Consider the following 17,852-nt stretch of genomic DNA (forward strand, 5'->3'; position numbering starts at 1 on the left):
TCGTAGGTTTCTCTCGGCCCGTCATGACCAGGCGGGCGTCGGCGAAGAGAGGGGAATCCGGTGCGAGGAGCACTGACCGGCCGAGGCCGGTTCGTCACGCGAGCGACGGTCGTCTGCGGTGCCGTCCTGCTCACCGGACTTGCCACGGCCTGCACTGGTGGACCCGGCAGTGCTCATGAGCCAACGGGTACGCCCGGCCGAAGCCCTTCGCCCATGCCCGCACTCGACGAACAACGGCTCGGCAAGCAGGTGGAAGAGGCCCTCGGCGCCGAGACGCTTCCGGACGACCGCGATCCGTTGTTCGTGGAGGCCGGGCTGGAGCGGGTCAGCGATGGGATCCACGCGGAGTCGGTGACGACGCGGGGAAAGGATTACCAACTCAGGGTCGCTTGCGCCGGTAAGGGGAAGATCACTCTCTCCGTCGCCTCGAAGAAGCCGACACGTCGGATCATTTCCTGCGACGGCGTGCCCGCGAGCCGGCGCATAGCGGATTCACCGGGAAGACTGCGAATCGACGCCGAGGGTGTGAACGGAGCCGTCGGGATGATCGGCTGGCGAATCGACAAGGTCAAGAAGTAGGTGTTGCCGTGTGACCGCCGATGGGAGCCGGTCCCCTGACGAGCGTGCCCGGCCCGTGCTCTGGTCGCCGATCGCAGCCGCCCTCTTCGTCCACCTCGTCACGGCGCCATGATCCATGCTTCCCAGCGGATCGGTCGTGACCCCCGTACGCTTGACCTGGGGCACAGGCCAACCTCGCCGGGGTGATGGAGATGCTCGACCTTTCCTCCGCACTGTCCGACGTTCCGCCCGCACGGGGCCGGGCGCCATGGCCCCAACACGAATACGTCAAGGGCTGGGGTGTCTTCGGACTCCCCTTCGACTCCGGTCACGTACTCGCCCTACGCGTCTTTCCGGAGAACTCCTTCGGCCCCTACCGCACGTTGTGGCACCGCGACCCGAACGGCAGCTGGTCGATTCACGTCGACGGGCCACGACTGGACACCGCGTGCCCCAGGTACTACGGCGCTGCCTGCGACCATACGGGGCATGCCCGGATCGGGCTCACGTGGACGGGCCCTGCCAGCTTGCGGGTGACGATGGATTCCCCCTCCCTGGCCTGGACCCTCACCGCCTCCGAGACACGACTTCTCGGTCTCCTCAACGGCATCAGTGGGGCGCTGCCGCTCGCCACCTGGCGCCCCCGGCTCCTGGTGCGGGCTCGCGAGCGTCTGGCCCGTGCGCTGGGAATGGGCGACCTCCAGCTGTCCGGCAGGATGCCGAGCGGCCACACCGGAACGCTCATGCCGCAGCGGATGTACTTCGTCGACGACTCGCATGCCACATTCGACGGCGTCGACCTCGGGCGCCCGGTCCGGCTGAGGGAGAACCCGCGCATCGGTGACGTGGCCCTGCCGGCCCGCGGCATCCTGGCCATCGGCCAGGCGGCCTGGGAGATTCTCGACGCGGCGGAATACGAGCGCACTCGCACCGAGACCGCCCGTCGCGGCCGGCTGGGTCGGCGGGCTACTTCTCGGTGCCCTCGGGCGCCGGAGCGACCCCCGTAGGGCAGGACGCCCCCCAGTTCGTCTCGAAGGGGGCGCTCAGCTCGACCCCCGTGCCCCCGAGCCCGCAGTAGCCGTTCGGGTTCTTGGCGTCCGAGAGGTACTGCTGGTGGTAGGACTCGGCCGGGTAGAAGGGCCGGTCGGTCGCGGCGAGGACTTCTGTGGTGATCTCGCCGTAGCCCGCCGAGGTCAGGACCTGCTGGTAGGCGGCGCGGGAGGCCTGGGCCGTGGTGGCCTGTCCGGGGGTGTGGGTGTAGATCGCGGAGCGGTACTGCGTGCCCACGTCGTTGCCCTGGCGGAAGCCCTGGGTGGGGTCGTGGGACTCCCAGAAGGTCTTCAGGAGGCGGTCGTACGAGACGATCTTCGGGTCGTAGACCACGCGGACCACCTCCGTGTGGCCGGTCAGGCCCGAGCAGACCTCCTCGTACGTGGGGTTCTCGGTGAAGCCGCCCTGGTAGCCGACCAGGGTCGTCCACACTCCTGCCGGGAGCTGCCAGAACTTGCGTTCGGCGCCCCAGAAGCAGCCCATGCCGAAGTCGGCGACCTCCAGGCCCTCGGGGTAGGGGCCGAGGAGCGGGGTGCCGAGGACGGTGTGGCGGTCGGGGACCTCGAACGCGGGCGTGGGCCTGCCCTGGAGCGCCTGCTCCGGGGTGGGCAACTGAGGCTTGCGGCCGAAGAGCATGGGGTCTCCCTGTCGGTCTGGGGCGAGAGCGCCGGTCACGGGCCCACGGGGCGGGGCCCCGGGGACGGCACCGGTCTCGCTCGCGGTGCCGCCGCCCGCGCATCGCCGGGCGTCACTCGGACAACGTCCACCGCGCCGCCGGAATTCCGCCGGGACGCCGGCTCCGCGGATGTGGACACGGATGCGGCGCGGAGGCCGGACCGGGCCGCCGACGCCGACTAGCCGGCCAGCGTCGCGGGGCTGCCGCCGTTCGCCTCGTAGCCCGCCACCGCGAGGGCGCGGTAGACGGCGAACTCGGCCGCCGGGTCCGCCGAGAGGGTCCACGGGAGGGCGCCCACATGGCCGTCGACGTGTATCAGCTCGTTCATGGCCTCCGCCCAGCGCTCGGAGCGGACCAGGAAGAAGACCAGCAGGTGGCGGACGTGCGCCGCCATCGGGTCGTCCGAGCGGGCGGCGTGCACCGCGAACAGCGCGCCGTGGATCGCCTTGGTCACGACCTCGCTCTGGTAGAAGCTGCTGACCAGGTTCACCTCGGGGAGGTGCTCGAAGACCGCGAACAGGGGCATGGCCGCGAGCAGGGAGCCCCGGGGCGCGCGGGCCGCCGCGGCCTCCGCGAACGCCATCGCCGTCACCCGCGAGCCGTGCCACTTCTCGCACCAGTGGTGCAGGGCCGCCAGATGCGCGCCCATGTGGTTCGGCGCGGTGTCCAGGATCCTCAGCCAGAGCTTCTCGAACTCCGGCCGGGAGTACGCCAGTCCGCGCGCCACCGACAGCTCGACGATGTGCGGGACCGGGTCGCCCGGCGCCAGCAGCGCGGCCTGGGCGCACGCCTGGCCGGCCTCCTCCATGATGATCCGGAACTCCTCGGTGCCCGGCGTCGACGTCCGCCACGCCTGCTGCACCAGGAACTCCGCGTGCACCGCGGCGCCGCCCGGGTCCTTGGGTGCCTCGGCCCGCCACACCCTCAGCCACTGCCCGCCGGGCGTCTCGCTGACCCCGCCCGGCCGCTGCCGGAGCTCCAGCGCCGCCGCGCCCGCGAAGGCCTGCACGCGCTGCCAGCGCAACTCGCCCTCCGCCTCGGTGCCGGCCAGGAGCTGGGCGGCCGCGCGGTAGTCCTGGGTGCGCTGCACGAGCTCCAGGACGTCCAGCAGGTCCTGGTCGGGGCCGGGCATGCGGACGTCCAGCTCCTCCTGGCGCACGAAACCGTAGTTCGCCGGGTCCGCGGCGTCCGGATGTCCCGGCGGCACCTGCTCGATCCCGCCGCGCCTGCGCCGCAGGACCGGAAGCAGCACGAAGCCCAGCATGACCAGCGCCATCAGGACCCAGAGAATCTCCATGGGTCAAGCGAACCAGACGGCGCCGACAAATGGCCAACCCGTGCGGCGGCCCTGTGGAAAACCCGCCCGCCGGTCCCGCGCCCGTCCTGCGAGCGCATTACCCTCGGGCCCATGAGCGACAGGCACATCAGTCAGCACTTCGAGACCCTCGCGATCCACGCGGGCAACACCGCCGATCCCCTCACCGGCGCGGTCGTCCCGCCGATCTACCAGGTCTCGACCTACAAGCAGGACGGCGTGGGCGGTCTGCGCGGCGGCTACGAGTACAGCCGCAGCGCCAATCCGACCCGGACCGCACTCGAAGAGAACCTCGCCGCCCTGGAGGGCGGCCGCCGCGGCCTCGCGTTCGCGTCCGGACTGGCGGCCGAGGACTGCCTGTTGCGCACGCTGCTCAGCCCCGGCGACCACGTCGTGATCCCGAACGACGCCTACGGCGGCACGTTCCGCCTCTTCGCCAAGGTCGTCTCCCGGTGGGGCGTGGAGTGGTCGGTCGCGGACACCAGCGACCCGGCCGCCGTCCGCGCCGCGATCACCCCGAGGACCAAGGTCGTGTGGGTGGAGACCCCCTCCAACCCGCTGCTCGGCATCACCGACATCGCCGCCGTCGCCCAGGTCGCCGGGGCCGCCGGCGCCCGGCTCGTCGTCGACAACACCTTCGCCACGCCCTACCTCCAGCAGCCGCTCGCGCTGGGCGCCGACGTCGTCGTGCACTCGCTGACCAAGTACATGGGCGGCCACTCGGACGTCGTCGGCGGCGCGCTGATCACGGGCGACGCCGGTCTGGGCGAGGAACTGGCCTACCACCAGAACGCCATGGGCGCGGTCGCGGGACCCTTCGACTCCTGGCTGGTGCTGCGCGGCACCAAGACGCTCGCGGTGCGCATGGACCGGCACAGCGACAACGCCACCAGGATCGCCGACATGCTGACCCGGCACGCGCGCGTGACCCGCGTCCTGTACCCGGGCCTGCCCGAGCACCCCGGCCACGAGGTCGCCGCCAAGCAGATGAAGGCGTTCGGCGGCATGGTGTCCTTCCAGGTCGAGGGCGGCGAGGAGGCGGCCGTCGAGGTCTGCGACCGCGCCCAGGTGTTCACGCTCGGCGAGTCGCTCGGCGGTGTCGAGTCCCTGATCGAGCACCCGGGACGCATGACCCACGCCTCCGCGGCCGGCTCCGCCCTGGAGGTCCCCGCCGACCTCGTCCGCCTGTCCGTGGGCATCGAGAACGTCGACGACCTGCTCGCGGACCTGCAGCAGGCCCTGGGCTAACCGCTCCCGCCCCCTCGGCCGCGGCCGAGGGGGCGCGCGGGTCTCACCAAGTGATCACGGGTGGGGTCGTCTGCGACGGCGGCTCCACCCAGGGCCGCGCGGACAGCGCCCACGCAGTGAAGGCGACGGCCGCCGCCAACAGCAGCAGCCACATCACCCGGCGGGCCGCCGTGCGGCGGTTCGTCAGGCGGCTCCCGCGGCGTACGACGTCGGCGTACAGGTCGGGCGGCACCTGCGGCGGCCTCTGCTCCATCAGATGCCGTACGGCCGCCTCACGCTCCGCGCGGTTCACGCCCGCCCCCCGCGCCCGACCCGCTTCCCGCCGTCGCCCGCCCCCGCGTACGCCGTCCGCCCCTGCGTCGGCTGCTCCTGCGCGGTCCGTCCGCGCGCCGTGCGGGCCCGGGTGAGGGCGGTGATCGCCCGGTCGCAGATGGCGCGTACCCGCTCCGTGGGCAGGCCGAGCAGGGCCGCCGCCTGATCCTCGGCCACCCCCTCGTACAGACGCAGGACCAGGACCAGGCGCTCCTGCGGTGTGAGGGCGGCCAGGAGACCGGTGGGCCGGTGGCGTGCGCGGCCGAGGCCGCCGTGGCGGAGCCAGGCCTCACGGGCGAAGCGGGTGGCCAGGTACTGGCGTGCGCGGTCGTAGGGGTCCTCGCCGCGCAGCCGGTCCCAGCACGCGTACGTGTGCGCGAGGGCCAGGGTCAGCAGACGCCGCGCGCGCGGGTTGTCGTCCGGGGGCTCGGCGGTCAGCAGCGTGGCGGTGTGCAGCAGCCGACCGGCCGCGCCCGCGACGAATGCCTCGCACTCCCGGGCCCGGCGAGCGCCGTGGGACGCCTGCCGTTCTCGCACCGCGCCTCCCGCCAGGGCGACCCCTGAGGAACCGAAGCACCTCGTAGAGGAACCGAAGAAGCCCGTCGAAGCACACCCCACGACGCTCGGAGCACCGCACCGTTTCCGGACGTACGACGAGGACCCGGTCTCATATGAGGCCAGGGCCGGTCCTCCGGTCAAGAGCCGCGCAGCCGCCTCAGGAGGCCGGCGATCTCTCCGGCGCCGGGCCGCCCTGGGCCGACTGGCGGGCCGAGAGCGCGCCGTTGAAGCGGGTGAGCAGGGTGCAGAAGGTCTCGCGTTCCTCCGGCGCCCAGTCGTGGGTCAGCTCGGCCATCAGTTGACGCCGCGAGGAGCGCACCTCCTCCAGGCGGGACAGCCCGCGCGGGGACAGCTGCAGCACAACCGCGCGGCCGTCCTCCGGGTGCGAGGTGCGCTTCACGAGGCCGGTGTCCACGAGCGGCGCGACCTGCCGGGTGACCGTGGAGGAGTCGATGCCCATGCTCGCGGCGAGTGCCTTGACGCCCATGGGTCCCTCATTGTCGAGGCGGTTGAGCAGCAGGTATGCGGCGCGGTCCATCGAGTTGCGCACCTGCCCGACCCCGCCGAGCCGGGTCTGTTCGGCACGGCGTGCGAACACCGCCACCTCGTGCTGCAGCGTGTCGAGAAGACCGGTGTCACCGACTGTCGTCATGTCCATCGACATTTCAGGTGTTGTGGGCATGGCCGGGGGCTCACTTCATATAAGGGGTGCTGGGTTGGGGGACAGGGTACGCGGCCGGGGGGCGGGTCGTACCAGCGCTGCGCAAACCGGTCTCGGACGTTGGTCACACCGGGCGCGTCGGGCCTGTGAACTGCGAGACTCGAGTCATGAGCTACAGCACGGCCGGCCCGTCGCGCACCGTCACCCTCGACGACGTGCGCGGGGCCCAGAAAATGCTCTCGGGAGTCGCGCGGGTGACCGCGATGGAGGGCAGCCGGCACCTGTCCCAGCTGGTGGGCGCGCCGGTGCACCTCAAGTGCGAGAACCTCCAGCGGACGGGCTCGTTCAAGCTGCGCGGCGCGTACGTCCGCATCGCCGGGCTGCTGCCCGAGGAGCGGGCCGCCGGGGTGGTGGCCGCGAGCGCCGGGAACCACGCGCAGGGTGTGGCGCTCGCGTCGTCCCTGCTCGGCGTCCACGCGACGGTGTTCATGCCCAAGGGCGCCCCGCTGCCGAAGGTCGCCGCCACCCGGGAGTACGGCGCGGAGGTGCGCCTGTACGGCCAGGTGGTCGACGAGACGCTGGCGGCCGCCGAGGAGTACGCGGCCGCGACCGGGGCGGTGTTCATCCATCCGTTCGACCACCCGGACATCATCGCGGGGCAGGGCACGGTGGGGCTGGAGATCCTGGAGCAGTGCCCGGAGGTGCGCACGATCGTCGTGGGTGTCGGCGGGGGAGGGCTCCTTGCGGGCATCGCGGTGGCGGTGAAGGCGCTGCGGCCGGACGTGCGGATCGTCGGTGTGCAGGCGGAGGGTTCGGCGGCCTACCCGCCCTCGCTCGCGGCGGGACATCCGGTGTCGGTCCCGCACCCGGCGACGATGGCGGACGGCATCAAGGTGGGGCGCCCGGGCGACGTGCCGTTCGGGCTCGTGCGCGACCTGGTGGACGAGGTGCGCACGGTGTCCGAGGACCAGTTGTCGGCCGCGCTGCTGCTGTGCCTGGAGCGGGCCAAGCTCGTGGTCGAGCCGGCCGGGGCCGGCCCGGTGGCGGCGCTGCTGGGCGACCCGCACGCCTTCGAGGGCCCGGTCGTGGCCGTGCTCTCCGGCGGCAACGTCGACCCGGTGCTGCTCCAGCGCGTCCTGCGGCACGGCATGGCCGCGCAGGGCCGCTACCTGGCCGTCCGCCTGCGTCTGACGGACCGGCCGGGCGCGCTGGCCACTTTGCTGGGGGTGTTGTCAGTGGTGGACGCTAACGTCCTCGATGTGAGCCATGTACGGACCGATCCGCGGCTCGGGCTCACGGAGGCGGAGGTGGAGCTGCACCTGGAGACGAAGGGCCCGGAGCACTGCGCCGAGGTCAACCATGCTCTGCGCGACGCCGGTTACACGGTCATGGGCTGAGGTCACGGCGTGAGGCCGTGGACCGAGGTCCTGGGCTGAGCCGCCGGAACCGCGGTTCGGGGAGTCCTCGTCACTCGTCCGGGAAAATCCGTTGAGAGACGCGATACATCGCGTTATGGTGTGTCGCGCGCCACCTCCCTGACCGAGGTGGAGCACGCACACCCGCACGTCCGTTCCTGCTCGCGCGGGGCCCGCACCATCCTTCCTCCTCCGGCCCCGTTCCTACGAACCATTTCCGACGACGTGGAGACACACATGCCAGGCGCCATCTATGCCGAAGGCCTGGTGAAGACCTTCGGCGACGTAAGGGCTCTGGACGGCGTCGACCTCGATGTCCCCGAGGGCACGGTGCTGGGACTGCTCGGGCCGAACGGCGCGGGCAAGACCACCGCCGTGCGCTGTCTGACGACGCTGCTGCGGCCCGACAGCGGCAAGGCCGTCGTCGCCGGCCTCGACGTCCTCCGGCAGCCCGACGAGGTACGCCGTTCCATCGGGCTGTCCGGCCAGTTCGCCGCGGTCGACGAGTATCTGACCGGCCGTGAGAACCTCCAGATGGTCGGTCAGCTCTACCAGATGAGGTCCGCCGCGGCGAAGGCCCGCGCCCGGGAGCTGCTGGAGCAGTTCAACCTCGCCGAAGCAGCCGACCGGCCCGCGAAGACCTACTCCGGAGGCATGCGCCGCCGGCTCGACCTGGCGGCCGCGCTCGTCGTCTCGCCGCCGGTCATGTTCATGGACGAGCCGACGACCGGCCTCGACCCGCGCAACCGGCAGCAGCTGTGGGAGGTCATCAAGCAGCTCGTCTCCGGGGGCACGACGCTGCTGCTGACCACCCAGTACCTCGAAGAGGCCGACCACCTGGCACACGAGATCGCGGTGGTCGACCACGGCCGTGTCATCGCCCGCGGCACCTCCGACGAGCTCAAGGCCCGCACCGGCGGCGAGCGCGTCGAGGTCGTCGTGCACGACCGGGAGCGCATCCCGGCCGCCTCCGAGGTGCTGCGCGGCTTCGGCAAGGGCGACACCACCGTGGAGGAGCACACCCGCAGGCTCACCGTGCCGGTCACGGGCGGCGCCAAGCTGCTCGCCGAGGTGATCCGCGAGCTCGACACCCGCGGCATCGAGATCGACGACATCGGACTGCGCCGCCCCACCCTCGACGACGTGTTCCTGTCCCTCACGGGCCACGTCGCCGAGAGCGGCGACGAGGAGACCGGCGGCAAGGGCGCGGACGCCAGAGACCGCAGGCGCAACAAGGAGGCCGTCAAGTGAGTGCCGTCACCGAGCGGGCGCGCCCCACGGCGCCCGGCAACGCCCTCAGCGGGTCGATCCGCGACTCGCTGGTCGTGGCGAAACGCAATCTGATCCGGATGTCCCGGATCCCCGAGATGGTGATTTTCGGCCTGATCCAGCCGATCATGTTCGTGGTGCTGTTCTCGTACGTCTTCGGCGGCTCCATGCAGGTGGGCGGCAGCACCGACCCCGCCACCTACCGGAACTTCCTGATGGCGGGCATCTTCGCGCAGACCGTCACGTTCGCCACCGCCAGCTCCGGCGCGGGCATCGCCGACGACATGCACAAGGGCCTGATCGACCGGTTCCGCTCACTGCCCATGGCACGCGGCGCGGTGCTGACCGGTCGGACCTTCGCCGACCTGGTGCAGACGGCGCTGACCCTGCTCGTCCTCGCCGTCGTCGCGCTGCTCGTCGGCTGGCGCGTCGGGTCCGACGGCGGCACCAACGCCGGCCGGGTCCTGGGCGGGTTCGGCCTGCTGCTCCTGCTCGGCTACGCCTTCACCTGGATCGGCGCCCTGATCGGCCTGTCGGTGCGCACACCGGAGGCGGCCACCTCCGGCGGACTGATCTGGCTGTTCCCGGTGACCTTCATCTCCAACGCGTTCGTGGACTCCGGCAACATGACCCCGTGGCTGCGCCACATCGCGGAGTGGAACCCGTTCAGCGCCACCGTCCAGGCCTGCCGCGTGCTCTTCGCCAACCCGGGGCGCTCGGACTCCGGCGCCTGGCCCATGCAGCACCCGGTCTGGGCCTCGCTGCTCTATTCGGTCCTGATCATCGTCATATTCCGCACCCTCGCCGTACGGAAGTACCGCTCGGCGACGGCGTGAGCCGCCGCGTGATCACGCTGAACCGGACATGACGAAACCCCCGGCGCGAAAGAGCGCCGGGGGCTCGCCGAAGTGTCCGCGCGGGTACTCAGCCCGAGTACGGCACGGCCTTGAGGATCTTCACCTTGGCCGTCTTGCCGTTCGGCAGTTCGTACTCCGCGTCCTCGCCGACCTTGTGGCCGATCACGCCGGCGCCCAGCGGCGACTGCGGCGAGTAGGTCTCGATGTCGGAGCTCGCGTACTCACGCGAGGCCAGCAGGAAGGTCAGCGTGTCGTCCTCGTCACCGTCGAAGGCGATCGTCACGACCATGCCGGGCGCGACCGCGCCGTCCGCGGAGGCCGGAGCCTCGCCGACCTGGGCGTTCTCGAGGAGCTGGGTCAGCTGGCGCACACGGAGCTCCTGCTTGCCCTGCTCCTCCTTGGCCGCGTGGTACCCGCCGTTCTCGCGCAGGTCGCCCTCCTCACGCGCGGCGGCGATCTTGGCGGCGATCTCCGTGCGCGCAGGACCAGTAAGGTGCTCAAGCTCATCCTTGAGCTTGTTGTACGCCTCCTGGGTCAGCCAGGTGACGTTCTCGCTGGTCTGGGTCACAGGTGCTCCTCGTCGGTACTGGGAATACAAAGCATCGCCCTACCCAGAAGAATGTTCCCTCTCGGATGGGCGAAACCACGAGCCTAACAATTCAGCGGCGCAAGGGGGAGGACATAAGTCACGGGATTGGTGTCAGCGCAGGTCGGCGCGTACGTATTCCGTATGAAACCGGATCGTCAGCCGGCGTGGCAGCCGAGCAGCTCCGCCGTCGTGCCCCGGGACGTCGTGCGCAGCGTGACGACCTTGTCGATCCGGGTGGCGTGCTGGTCGAAACGGAAGTCCGCGCGGCCGACCTCGTCACCGTTGGCGGCCTGCGAGCGCAGGGTGCAGTAGCCGCGGGCGCCGGCGTCCTTGCGGACCTCCAGATGGACCCGCACCGCGTCGTCGGCGGCCTGGAAGGTGATCACCTGGCCGCTGATCTTGTTCTCTCCCACGTAGTGGTAGGCGAAGTAGCCGATCAGGGCGACGAGAAGCGCCCCGAAGACGGCGCCGGCGATCTTGAGCGGGCGGTCGCCGCGCTCGGCCGGGGAGCGGCCGTAGCGGCCCTCGGGCAGCCGGGTGCTCGCCGTGCTCATGATCGTCCTCTCCGCAGGGGCGGGACGTGGGTCCCGCGAGGGGCTCCCGGAGCCGTACCCCGGAATTATTCGCCCCCCGATTCGGTCACTATAGAAGCCCCCGCCCGGCGCCAGACCGCCGCCCCGGACGCTCGTCCCCCCGGGGCGGCAGACCGTTGACTGCCCGATCACACCGGGCACCGACCCGACTGAGGATTGAGCCTTGACTGACCAGCTGCGACTGATGGCCGTGCACGCGCACCCCGACGACGAGTCGAGCAAGGGCGCGGCCACCATGGCGAAGTACGTGTCCGAGGGGGTGGACGTGCTGGTGGTGACCTGCACGGGCGGAGAGCGCGGCTCCATCCTCAACCCCAAGCTCCAGGGCGACGCGTACATCGAGGAGCACATTCACGAGGTGCGCAAGAAGGAGATGGACGAGGCCCGGGAGATCCTCGGCGTCGGCCAGGAGTGGCTCGGCTTCGTCGACTCCGGTCTGCCCGAGGGTGACCCGCTGCCGCCGCTGCCGGAGGGCTGCTTCGCCCTGGAGGACGTCGACAAGGCGGCCGGCGAGCTGGTGCGGAAGATCCGGTCCTTCCGCCCCCAGGTGATCACCACCTACGACGAGAACGGCGGCTACCCGCACCCCGACCACATCATGACCCACAAGATCTCGATGGTGGCCTTCGAGGGCGCGGCGGACACCGAGAAGTACCCGGAGGAGCAGTTCGGCCCCGCGTACCAGCCGCAGAAGCTGTACTACAACCAGGGCTTCAACCGCCCCCGCACCGAGGCGCTGCACAAGGCCCTGCTGGACCGGGGGATGGAGTCCCCCTACGGCGAGTGGCTGGAGCGCTGGGACAAGTCCGGCCACAAGGACCGCACACTCACCACGCACATCCCCTGCGCCGACTTCTTCGAGATCCGCGACAAGGCGCTGATCGCGCACGCCACGCAGATCGACCCCGACGGGGGCTGGTTCCGGGTGCCGCTGGACCTGCAGAAGGAGGTCTGGCCGACGGAGGAGTACGAGCTCGCGAAGTCCCTCGTGGACACCTCGCTCCCCGAGGACGACCTCTTTGCTGGCGTCCGGCGGCACTGAGGGACAATGCCTGACATGAGCGCAAGCGCGAGCCTGGCAATGACGCACCTCGTCCCTCTGGCTGAGATCGACGAGAACAAGGTCACCCCCGGCGTCCTCGGCTTCATCGTCTTCGCGGTGATGGCCCTGGCGGTGTGGGGCCTGATGAAGTCGATGAGCCGCCACATGGGCAGGGTCGACTTCCACGAGGCCCCGGATCCGAAGGAGGAGTCCGAGGCCCCCTCGGCCGACCCCAGGGCCCACCAGGGCTGACCGTCGGGCGGGCCCGGTGACCGCGGTCACCGGGCCGCCGGCACCGCCACCCCCATCACCTCGCGGGCGTGCCGGTCCGGCACCATGCCCAGGCGCCAGGCCTGCCAGCCCGCCTCCAGGCTCACTCCGCGTTCCAGGAGGAGCTGGTAGGCCTCCACGTAGTCGTCGAGCTTGCCGTCGCGCGCCGGGTGGCCGTCGCGGGCGAGCCGGGACAGCTCCTCCTGGGCCACCGCCGTACCCACCTCCACTCCGCCCGGCGCCGCGTACGGCAGCAGGGTGCAGCGCAGGAAGCGGGCCCAGTCCTCGCCGCGGCGGTCGCCGTAGGACGCGAAGAGGGCCGCCGCCTCGTCGCACAGCGCCAGCGCCTGCTGGGTACGGGCGTTGCCCGCGTCGACCACGGCCAGCTCCAGGCACGTCCAGGCCTCGCCGTGGGCGACGCCGATGCGCTGGAAGTCGGCGCGGGCGTCCACGAGCAGTTGCCGGGCGAACCCGGAGTTGCGCAGCGAACCGGTCTGGGCCGCCCGCTGGTCCCGGGTCACCCGGGCCGAGTGATGACGGGCGCAGGCCAGACCGTAGACGTCCCGCATCCGGGAGAACATCGTGCGGGACCGCTCCAGTTCACGGACCGCCTGGTCGAGGGTGCCGGTCTCCTCCAGCGCCTGCCCGAGGTAGTACAGCGTCCACGCCTCGCCGCGCGCGTCCTCGTTGTCGCGGTGCCGGGCCGCCGCCAGGCGCAGTCCGTCCACCGCCTCGGAGGCCTCCCCGGCCACCAGCCGGGCCCGAGCCAGCTGGGTCATGGCCCACGCCTCGCCGCGGGCGTCACGGGTGCGTCCGTACCGGTCCAGGGCCTCCCGCAGGTCCGTCTCCGCGCGCGGTACGTCGTTCCGGCGCAGGGCCAGCTGCCCCAGATGGAAGTGGGCCCATGCCTCGCCGTGCACCGAACCGCCCTCCCGGTGCAGCACCAGGGACCTGTTCAGCAGGTCCAGGGCCTCCGCGAGGTGACCCCGGTCGCGCTGCACCGCCGCCAGCGCGTGCATCGTCCAGGCGCGGTCGGTCGCCAGCTCCGGCGCGGCCTGGATCTCCAGGGACTCGCGCAGCCTGGCCGCCGCCTCGGTGAGGTTGCCCTGGTGGTGCAGGGTGATGCCGAGGGAGGTCAGGGCCCGCGCCGCGCCCGCGTCGTGGTGGGCCTGCAGGTACAGGTCCACGACGGAGGTCAGGGTGGTGCGCGCCTTGTCCAGCTCGCCGAGCTGGCGGGCCGCGATGCCGGTGCGCCACTGCACGGAGCGGACCAGCAGGCCCTGGTCGACGGCCTGGGTCAGCTCGCTGATCTCGCCCAGCCGGTACAGGTCGCCGCGCAGCAGGCAGTAGTCGCACAGCGCGCCGAGCAGGTTCAGCACGGCCGCCTGGTTCACGCCCTCGGTGTGCCGCAGGGCCGAGGTGATGAAGCTCGACTCGTCGTCCAGCCAGCGCAGCGCCTCGTCGAGGGAGGTGAAGCCGTGCGGGCTGAAGCGGTCCGAGCGGGTGGACATGTTGCCGTCGACCAGCCGCAGCACCGAGTCGGCGAGCTCGGCGTAGTTCACGATCAGCCGCTCCTGCGCCGCGGTCCGCTCGGCCGGGTCCTCCTCGTCCAGCAGCCGGGCCTGGGCGAAGGCGCGCACCAGGTCGTGCAGGCGGTAGCGGTTGCCCCGGACGTGGTCGATCAGGCCCGCCCGGGCCAGGGCGGCCAGATGCCCGGTCGCCTCCGCCTCGTCCGCCGCCACCAGCGCGGCGGCCGCGGCCGCCCCGAGGGAGGACCGGCCGGCCAGGGCGAGCCGCCGCAGCAGCCGCCGGGCCGGCTCCGGCTGGTCGGTGTACCGCAGCCACAGTGCCCGCTCGACCGGCTCCACCGGGCCGTAGGCGCCGAGATCGGCGGCCAGCCGGCGCGGCGAGCGCGGGCCGAGGGAGGAGCCCGCGATGCGCAGTGCGAGCGGCAGTCCCCCGCACAACTGCCTGACCTTCTCGGCGGATTCGGCGTCGTACGGCCCCGACGTGTCCTGCGCGGCAGCGTTCAGCAGTTCCTCCGCGCCCGCCGCGTCCAGCGCCTCCACCGGCAGCTGGTGCACCCAGGCCGGAAGGTCGGCGGACAGGTCCAGCGGGGTGCGCGCGGTGACCAGGATCAGGCTGTCGGAGCGTTCGGGCACCAGGGCGCGGACCTGCTCGGGATCGGAGGCGTCGTCCAGCACGATCGTCACCGGCAGGTCGGTCAGATGCTGGTGGTACAGCTCGCTCAGCCGCTTGACCTGCTGGTCGGGGGAGGAACGTTCGCGGAACAGCAGTTGCTCGCGGGGCGCACCGAGCCGGTTGAGCAGGTGCAGCAGGGCGTCGCGGGTGGGCAGCGGCGGTTCCTCCGGGCTGGCGCCGCGCAGATCGACGACGACCGCCCCACGGAACTGGTCCTTCAGGTCGTGCGCGGCGCGGACCGCGAGGGTGCTGCGGCCGGATCCGGGCTCGCCGTGCAGCACGACCACCGTCGGCCGGGTCCGCGTGCTCGCGCGGGCCGTCTGCACCCACTGCCGGATCCGCGCCGTCTCCTGCCGTCGTCCGGCGAACACGCCTGTCGGCTCCGGGAGTTGCCCGAACGACTGCTCCAGGACACTGCGCCTGCGGGCCGCCGCGCTCTTGTCCGCGCCGCGCAGCCGGGGCGCCGTCTTCTTCGGCGCGGTGGAGGCGCTGAGCACCCGCTGCTGGTCGAGGAACGGGCGGATGCCGCGCACCTCCAGCGCGGTGAGCCACTGCAGCCGCAGCTGTTCCGCGCCACCGGGCTGGCCGGCCGCACCGGCGCGGTGGTGCGCCGCGGGCAGGTGGGCCGCGGTCACCTTCACGACGGTGGCCGCCGCGGCGACGACGCCGACGGTGACGCCCGCGCCGACGGCGGTGCCCGCGCCGGTGCCCAGCGCCACGTCGGCGACGGCGGCCGTGAGCGCGGCAACGGCCGCGACCAGCAGGGGGGTTCCGGCGCCGTCCCGGGCGTACCGCTGGGCGAAGGTCAGCTGTCCGGCAGCCGCCTCGTCCAGGGCGCGCGTGTAGGCGTCGTACTCCTCGGCCGCCGACCCCGCCATGCCGTCCAGCGCGCCGCGCGCCCGGGACAGCAGCACGCCGCCGTCCACACGGCCGCCCGACCGCCGTACCTCCTCCTCCACGGCCCGCGTCAGCAGCCGCTCGGCCTCCGCCCGATGAGCGTCCCGCATGTCCCGTCCCCCTCCGGCCACAACTCCTTTGCCCACGAGTGTCCTTCGGCACGGACGCGAGCGCGAGAGGGCGGTGATTAACGCCTCGGCCCCGACGACCGGCCCGGCCCGTCCGGGCCCGGGGGAGGGGCCGGCGGGGGCGGCCGGGCGGCGATCACGTTCCGTGCCCGTGCGCGGCCGGTGATGCAGGATGGGGGTATGCCGAACCGACTGGCCCACGAGACGTCCCCCTACCTGCTCCAGCACGCCGAGAACCCCGTCGACTGGTGGCCCTGGTCGGGCGCGGCCTTCGAGGAGGCGCGGCGGCGTGGCGTCCCCGTACTGCTGAGCGTCGGGTACAGCAGCTGTCACTGGTGTCATGTGATGGCCCACGAGTCCTTCGAGGACGAGGCCACCGCGGCCGTCATGAACGAGAACTTCGTCAGCGTCAAGGTCGACCGCGAGGAGCGCCCGGACGTCGACGCCGTCTACATGGAGGCCGTGCAGGCGGCCACCGGGCAGGGCGGCTGGCCGATGACCGTCTTCCTCACGCCCGACGCGGAACCCTTCTACTTCGGCACGTACTTCCCGCCGGACGCCCGCCACGGGATGCCCTCCTTCCGGCAGGTCCTGGAGGGCGTCCACCAGGCCTGGGCCACGCGCCGGGACGAGGTGACCGACGTCGCCCAGAAGATCGTGCGGGACCTGGCCGGGCGCGAGCTGACCCACGGCGGCACCCGGGCGCCGGGGGAGCAGGAGCTGGCCCAGGCCCTGCTCGGCCTCACCCGCGAGTACGATCCGCAGCGCGGCGGGTTCGGCGGCGCGCCCAAGTTCCCGCCGTCGATGGTGATCGAGTTCCTGCTGCGCCACCACGCCCGCACCGGCTCCGAGGGCGCCCTGCAGATGGCGCGGGACACCTGTGAGCGCATGGCCCGCGGCGGCATCTACGACCAGCTCGGCGGCGGCTTCGCCCGCTACTCCGTCGATCGCGACTGGGTCGTGCCGCACTTCGAGAAGATGCTGTACGACAACGCCCTGCTGTGCCGGGTCTACGCCCATCTGTGGCGGGCCACCGGTTCCGGGCTCGCCCGCCGTGTCGCGCTGGAGACCGCGGACTTCATGGTGCGGGAACTGCGCACGGACGAGGGCGGGTTCGCCTCCGCGCTCGACGCCGACAGCGACGACGGCACCGGCAGGCACGTCGAGGGGGCGTACTACGTCTGGACTCCGGACCAGCTCCGCGAGGTCCTCGGGCAGGACGACGCCGAACTCGCCGCCCGCTGGTACGGCGTGACCGAGGAGGGCACCTTCGAGCACGGCTCCTCGGTGCTCCGGCTGCCGGAGGGGGAGGGCGTGTCCGACGCGGAGCGGGTCGCCTCGATCAGGCGCCGGCTGTTCGACAGCCGCGCGCGGCGGCCCGCCCCGGGGCGCGACGACAAGGTCGTCGCCGCGTGGAACGGGCTCGCGATCGCCGCCCTCGCCGAGACCGGCGCCTACTTCGACCGCCCGGACCTGGTCGAGGCAGCGGTCGGCGCGGCCGATCTCCTGGTCCGGCTGCACCTGGACGAGCAGGCGCGACTGTCCCGCACCAGCAGGGACGGTCGGGCCGGCGCCAACGCGGGCGTGCTGGAGGACTACGCCGACGTCGCCGAGGGCTTCCTCGCCCTGGCCTCGGTCACCGGTGAGGGCGTCTGGCTCGACTTCGCGGGCCTGCTCCTGGACCACGTCCTCACCCGGTTCACCGATGAGTCCGGCGCCCTCTACGACACCGCCGCCGACGCCGAGGAACTGATCCGCCGGCCCCAGGACCCCACCGACAACGCCACCCCCTCCGGCTGGACCGCCGCCGCGGGCGCCCTGCTCGGGTACGCGGCCCACACGGGTTCCGAGGCCCACCGCACCGCCGCCGAGCGGGCGTCGGGCGTCGTCGCGGCCCTCGGCCCGCGGGTTCCGCGCTTCGTCGGCTGGGGGCTGGCCGTCGCCGAGGCGCTGCTGGACGGGCCGCGCGAGGTCGCGGTGGTCGGGCCGTCCCAGCAGGACGCCGCGGCGAAGGCGCTGCACCGTACGGCGCTGCTGGGCACCGCGCCCGGCGCGGTGGTCGCCTACGGGACTCCGGACAGCGACGAGTTCCCGCTGCTCGCCGAGCGGCCGCTCGCCGGCGGTGAGCCGACCGCGTACGTCTGCCGCAACTTCACCTGTGACGCCCCGACCAGCGACCCGGAGCGACTGCGTGCCGCGCTGAGCGGGTGAG

17 protein-coding genes are annotated in these 17,852 nt (G+C 72.4%); 9 read left to right on the forward strand and 8 right to left on the reverse strand.

The window, feature by feature from the left end; genetic code table 11:
• The first annotated feature begins 213 nt into the window (after positions 1 to 213).
• Positions 214 to 579, forward strand: coding sequence for a hypothetical protein (locus ACF1A5_RS02320; protein WP_392190913.1), 366 nt, complete (start codon positions 214 to 216; stop codon positions 577 to 579).
• A 518-nt stretch (positions 580 to 1,097) separates the two neighbouring features.
• Complete coding sequence (locus tag ACF1A5_RS02325; RefSeq protein WP_392190914.1) at positions 1,098 to 1,565, forward strand: hypothetical protein; 468 nt, start codon at positions 1,098 to 1,100, stop codon at positions 1,563 to 1,565.
• On the opposite strand, the gene msrA is transcribed toward ACF1A5_RS02325, so the two are convergent.
• Together msrA and ACF1A5_RS02335 are read right to left on the reverse strand one after the other, a co-directional pair.
• A complete protein-coding gene (msrA, locus tag ACF1A5_RS02330; protein WP_392190915.1) occupies positions 1,525 to 2,244 on the reverse strand; it encodes a peptide-methionine (S)-S-oxide reductase MsrA in 720 nt (239 codons plus the stop codon). The genes ACF1A5_RS02325 and msrA overlap by 41 nt on opposite strands.
• A 218-nt stretch (positions 2,245 to 2,462) precedes the next feature.
• The gene (locus ACF1A5_RS02335; protein WP_392190916.1) at positions 2,463 to 3,581 is read right to left on the reverse strand and encodes a hypothetical protein; all 1,119 of its coding nucleotides are present in this window, start codon (positions 3,579 to 3,581) and stop codon (positions 2,463 to 2,465) included.
• Positions 3,582 to 3,692: 111 nt separating this feature from the next.
• Here ACF1A5_RS02335 and ACF1A5_RS02340 point away from each other — a divergent pair, with 111 nt between their 5' ends.
• Complete coding sequence (locus ACF1A5_RS02340; RefSeq protein WP_392190917.1) at positions 3,693 to 4,847, forward strand: cystathionine gamma-synthase; 1,155 nt, start codon at positions 3,693 to 3,695, stop codon at positions 4,845 to 4,847.
• Positions 4,848 to 4,890: 43 nt separating this feature from the next.
• Here the strand turns inward: ACF1A5_RS02340 and ACF1A5_RS02345 are convergent, their stop codons facing one another.
• The 3 genes from ACF1A5_RS02345 to ACF1A5_RS02355 all read right to left on the reverse strand — a co-directional run bounded on the left by ACF1A5_RS02345 (position 4,891) and on the right by ACF1A5_RS02355 (position 6,381).
• Entirely contained in the window at positions 4,891 to 5,139 is a 249-nt protein-coding gene (locus tag ACF1A5_RS02345) for a hypothetical protein (protein WP_392190918.1), read from the reverse strand.
• Positions 5,136 to 5,696, reverse strand: a complete 561-nt coding sequence (locus tag ACF1A5_RS02350; RefSeq protein ID WP_392190919.1) for a sigma factor-like helix-turn-helix DNA-binding protein — start codon at positions 5,694 to 5,696, stop codon at positions 5,136 to 5,138. Before ACF1A5_RS02350 ends, ACF1A5_RS02345 begins: the two co-directional genes overlap by 4 nt.
• Before the next feature lie 178 nt (positions 5,697 to 5,874).
• Positions 5,875 to 6,381, reverse strand: a complete 507-nt coding sequence (locus ACF1A5_RS02355) for a MarR family winged helix-turn-helix transcriptional regulator (protein ID WP_392190920.1) — start codon at positions 6,379 to 6,381, stop codon at positions 5,875 to 5,877.
• 164 nt (positions 6,382 to 6,545) lie between these two features.
• On the opposite strand from ACF1A5_RS02355, the gene ilvA reads away from it, so the two are divergent.
• The 3 genes from ilvA to ACF1A5_RS02370 all read left to right on the forward strand — a co-directional run bounded on the left by ilvA (position 6,546) and on the right by ACF1A5_RS02370 (position 9,898).
• Positions 6,546 to 7,775 (forward strand): threonine ammonia-lyase, encoded by a 1,230-nt coding sequence (ilvA, locus tag ACF1A5_RS02360; protein WP_392190921.1) that lies wholly within the window; start codon positions 6,546 to 6,548, stop codon positions 7,773 to 7,775.
• A gap of 255 nt (positions 7,776 to 8,030) precedes the next feature.
• On the forward strand, positions 8,031 to 9,044 hold the full coding sequence (locus ACF1A5_RS02365; protein WP_392190922.1) for an ATP-binding cassette domain-containing protein: 1,014 nt from the start codon (positions 8,031 to 8,033) through the stop codon (positions 9,042 to 9,044).
• Positions 9,041 to 9,898 (forward strand): ABC transporter permease, encoded by an 858-nt coding sequence (locus tag ACF1A5_RS02370; RefSeq protein WP_392190923.1) that lies wholly within the window; start codon positions 9,041 to 9,043, stop codon positions 9,896 to 9,898. Before ACF1A5_RS02365 ends, ACF1A5_RS02370 begins: the two co-directional genes overlap by 4 nt.
• Positions 9,899 to 9,986: 88 nt before the next feature.
• Here ACF1A5_RS02370 and greA read toward each other — a convergent pair whose 3' ends face one another.
• Positions 9,987 to 10,487 (reverse strand): transcription elongation factor GreA, encoded by a 501-nt coding sequence (greA, locus tag ACF1A5_RS02375; RefSeq protein ID WP_392190924.1) that lies wholly within the window; start codon positions 10,485 to 10,487, stop codon positions 9,987 to 9,989.
• Positions 10,488 to 10,663: 176 nt separating this feature from the next.
• Entirely contained in the window at positions 10,664 to 11,062 is a 399-nt protein-coding gene (locus ACF1A5_RS02380; RefSeq protein ID WP_392190925.1) for a DUF4307 domain-containing protein, read from the reverse strand.
• Positions 11,063 to 11,285: 223 nt separating this feature from the next.
• Between ACF1A5_RS02380 and mca the strand changes: the two genes are divergently transcribed.
• Both mca and ACF1A5_RS02390 read left to right on the forward strand, forming a co-directional pair.
• Entirely contained in the window at positions 11,286 to 12,143 is an 858-nt protein-coding gene (gene mca / locus ACF1A5_RS02385; protein WP_392191200.1) for a mycothiol conjugate amidase Mca, read from the forward strand.
• 6 nt (positions 12,144 to 12,149) lie between these two features.
• Positions 12,150 to 12,395 carry a hypothetical protein gene (locus ACF1A5_RS02390; RefSeq protein WP_392190926.1) on the forward strand — a complete coding sequence of 82 codons (246 nt, stop codon included), beginning with the start codon at positions 12,150 to 12,152 and terminating at the stop codon, positions 12,393 to 12,395.
• A gap of 26 nt (positions 12,396 to 12,421) precedes the next feature.
• On the opposite strand, the gene ACF1A5_RS02395 is transcribed toward ACF1A5_RS02390, so the two are convergent.
• Positions 12,422 to 15,622, reverse strand: coding sequence for a tetratricopeptide repeat protein (locus tag ACF1A5_RS02395; RefSeq protein ID WP_392190927.1), 3,201 nt, complete (start codon positions 15,620 to 15,622; stop codon positions 12,422 to 12,424).
• Positions 15,623 to 15,820: 198 nt separating this feature from the next.
• Here ACF1A5_RS02395 and ACF1A5_RS02400 point away from each other — a divergent pair, with 198 nt between their 5' ends.
• Entirely contained in the window at positions 15,821 to 17,851 is a 2,031-nt protein-coding gene (locus ACF1A5_RS02400; protein WP_392190928.1) for a thioredoxin domain-containing protein, read from the forward strand.
• The last annotated feature ends 1 nt before the right edge of the window (position 17,852 follow it).

The sequence above is a fragment of the Streptomyces sp. NPDC014864 genome, assembly GCF_043081525.1.
Taxonomy (GTDB): Bacteria; Actinomycetota; Actinomycetes; order Streptomycetales; family Streptomycetaceae; genus Streptomyces.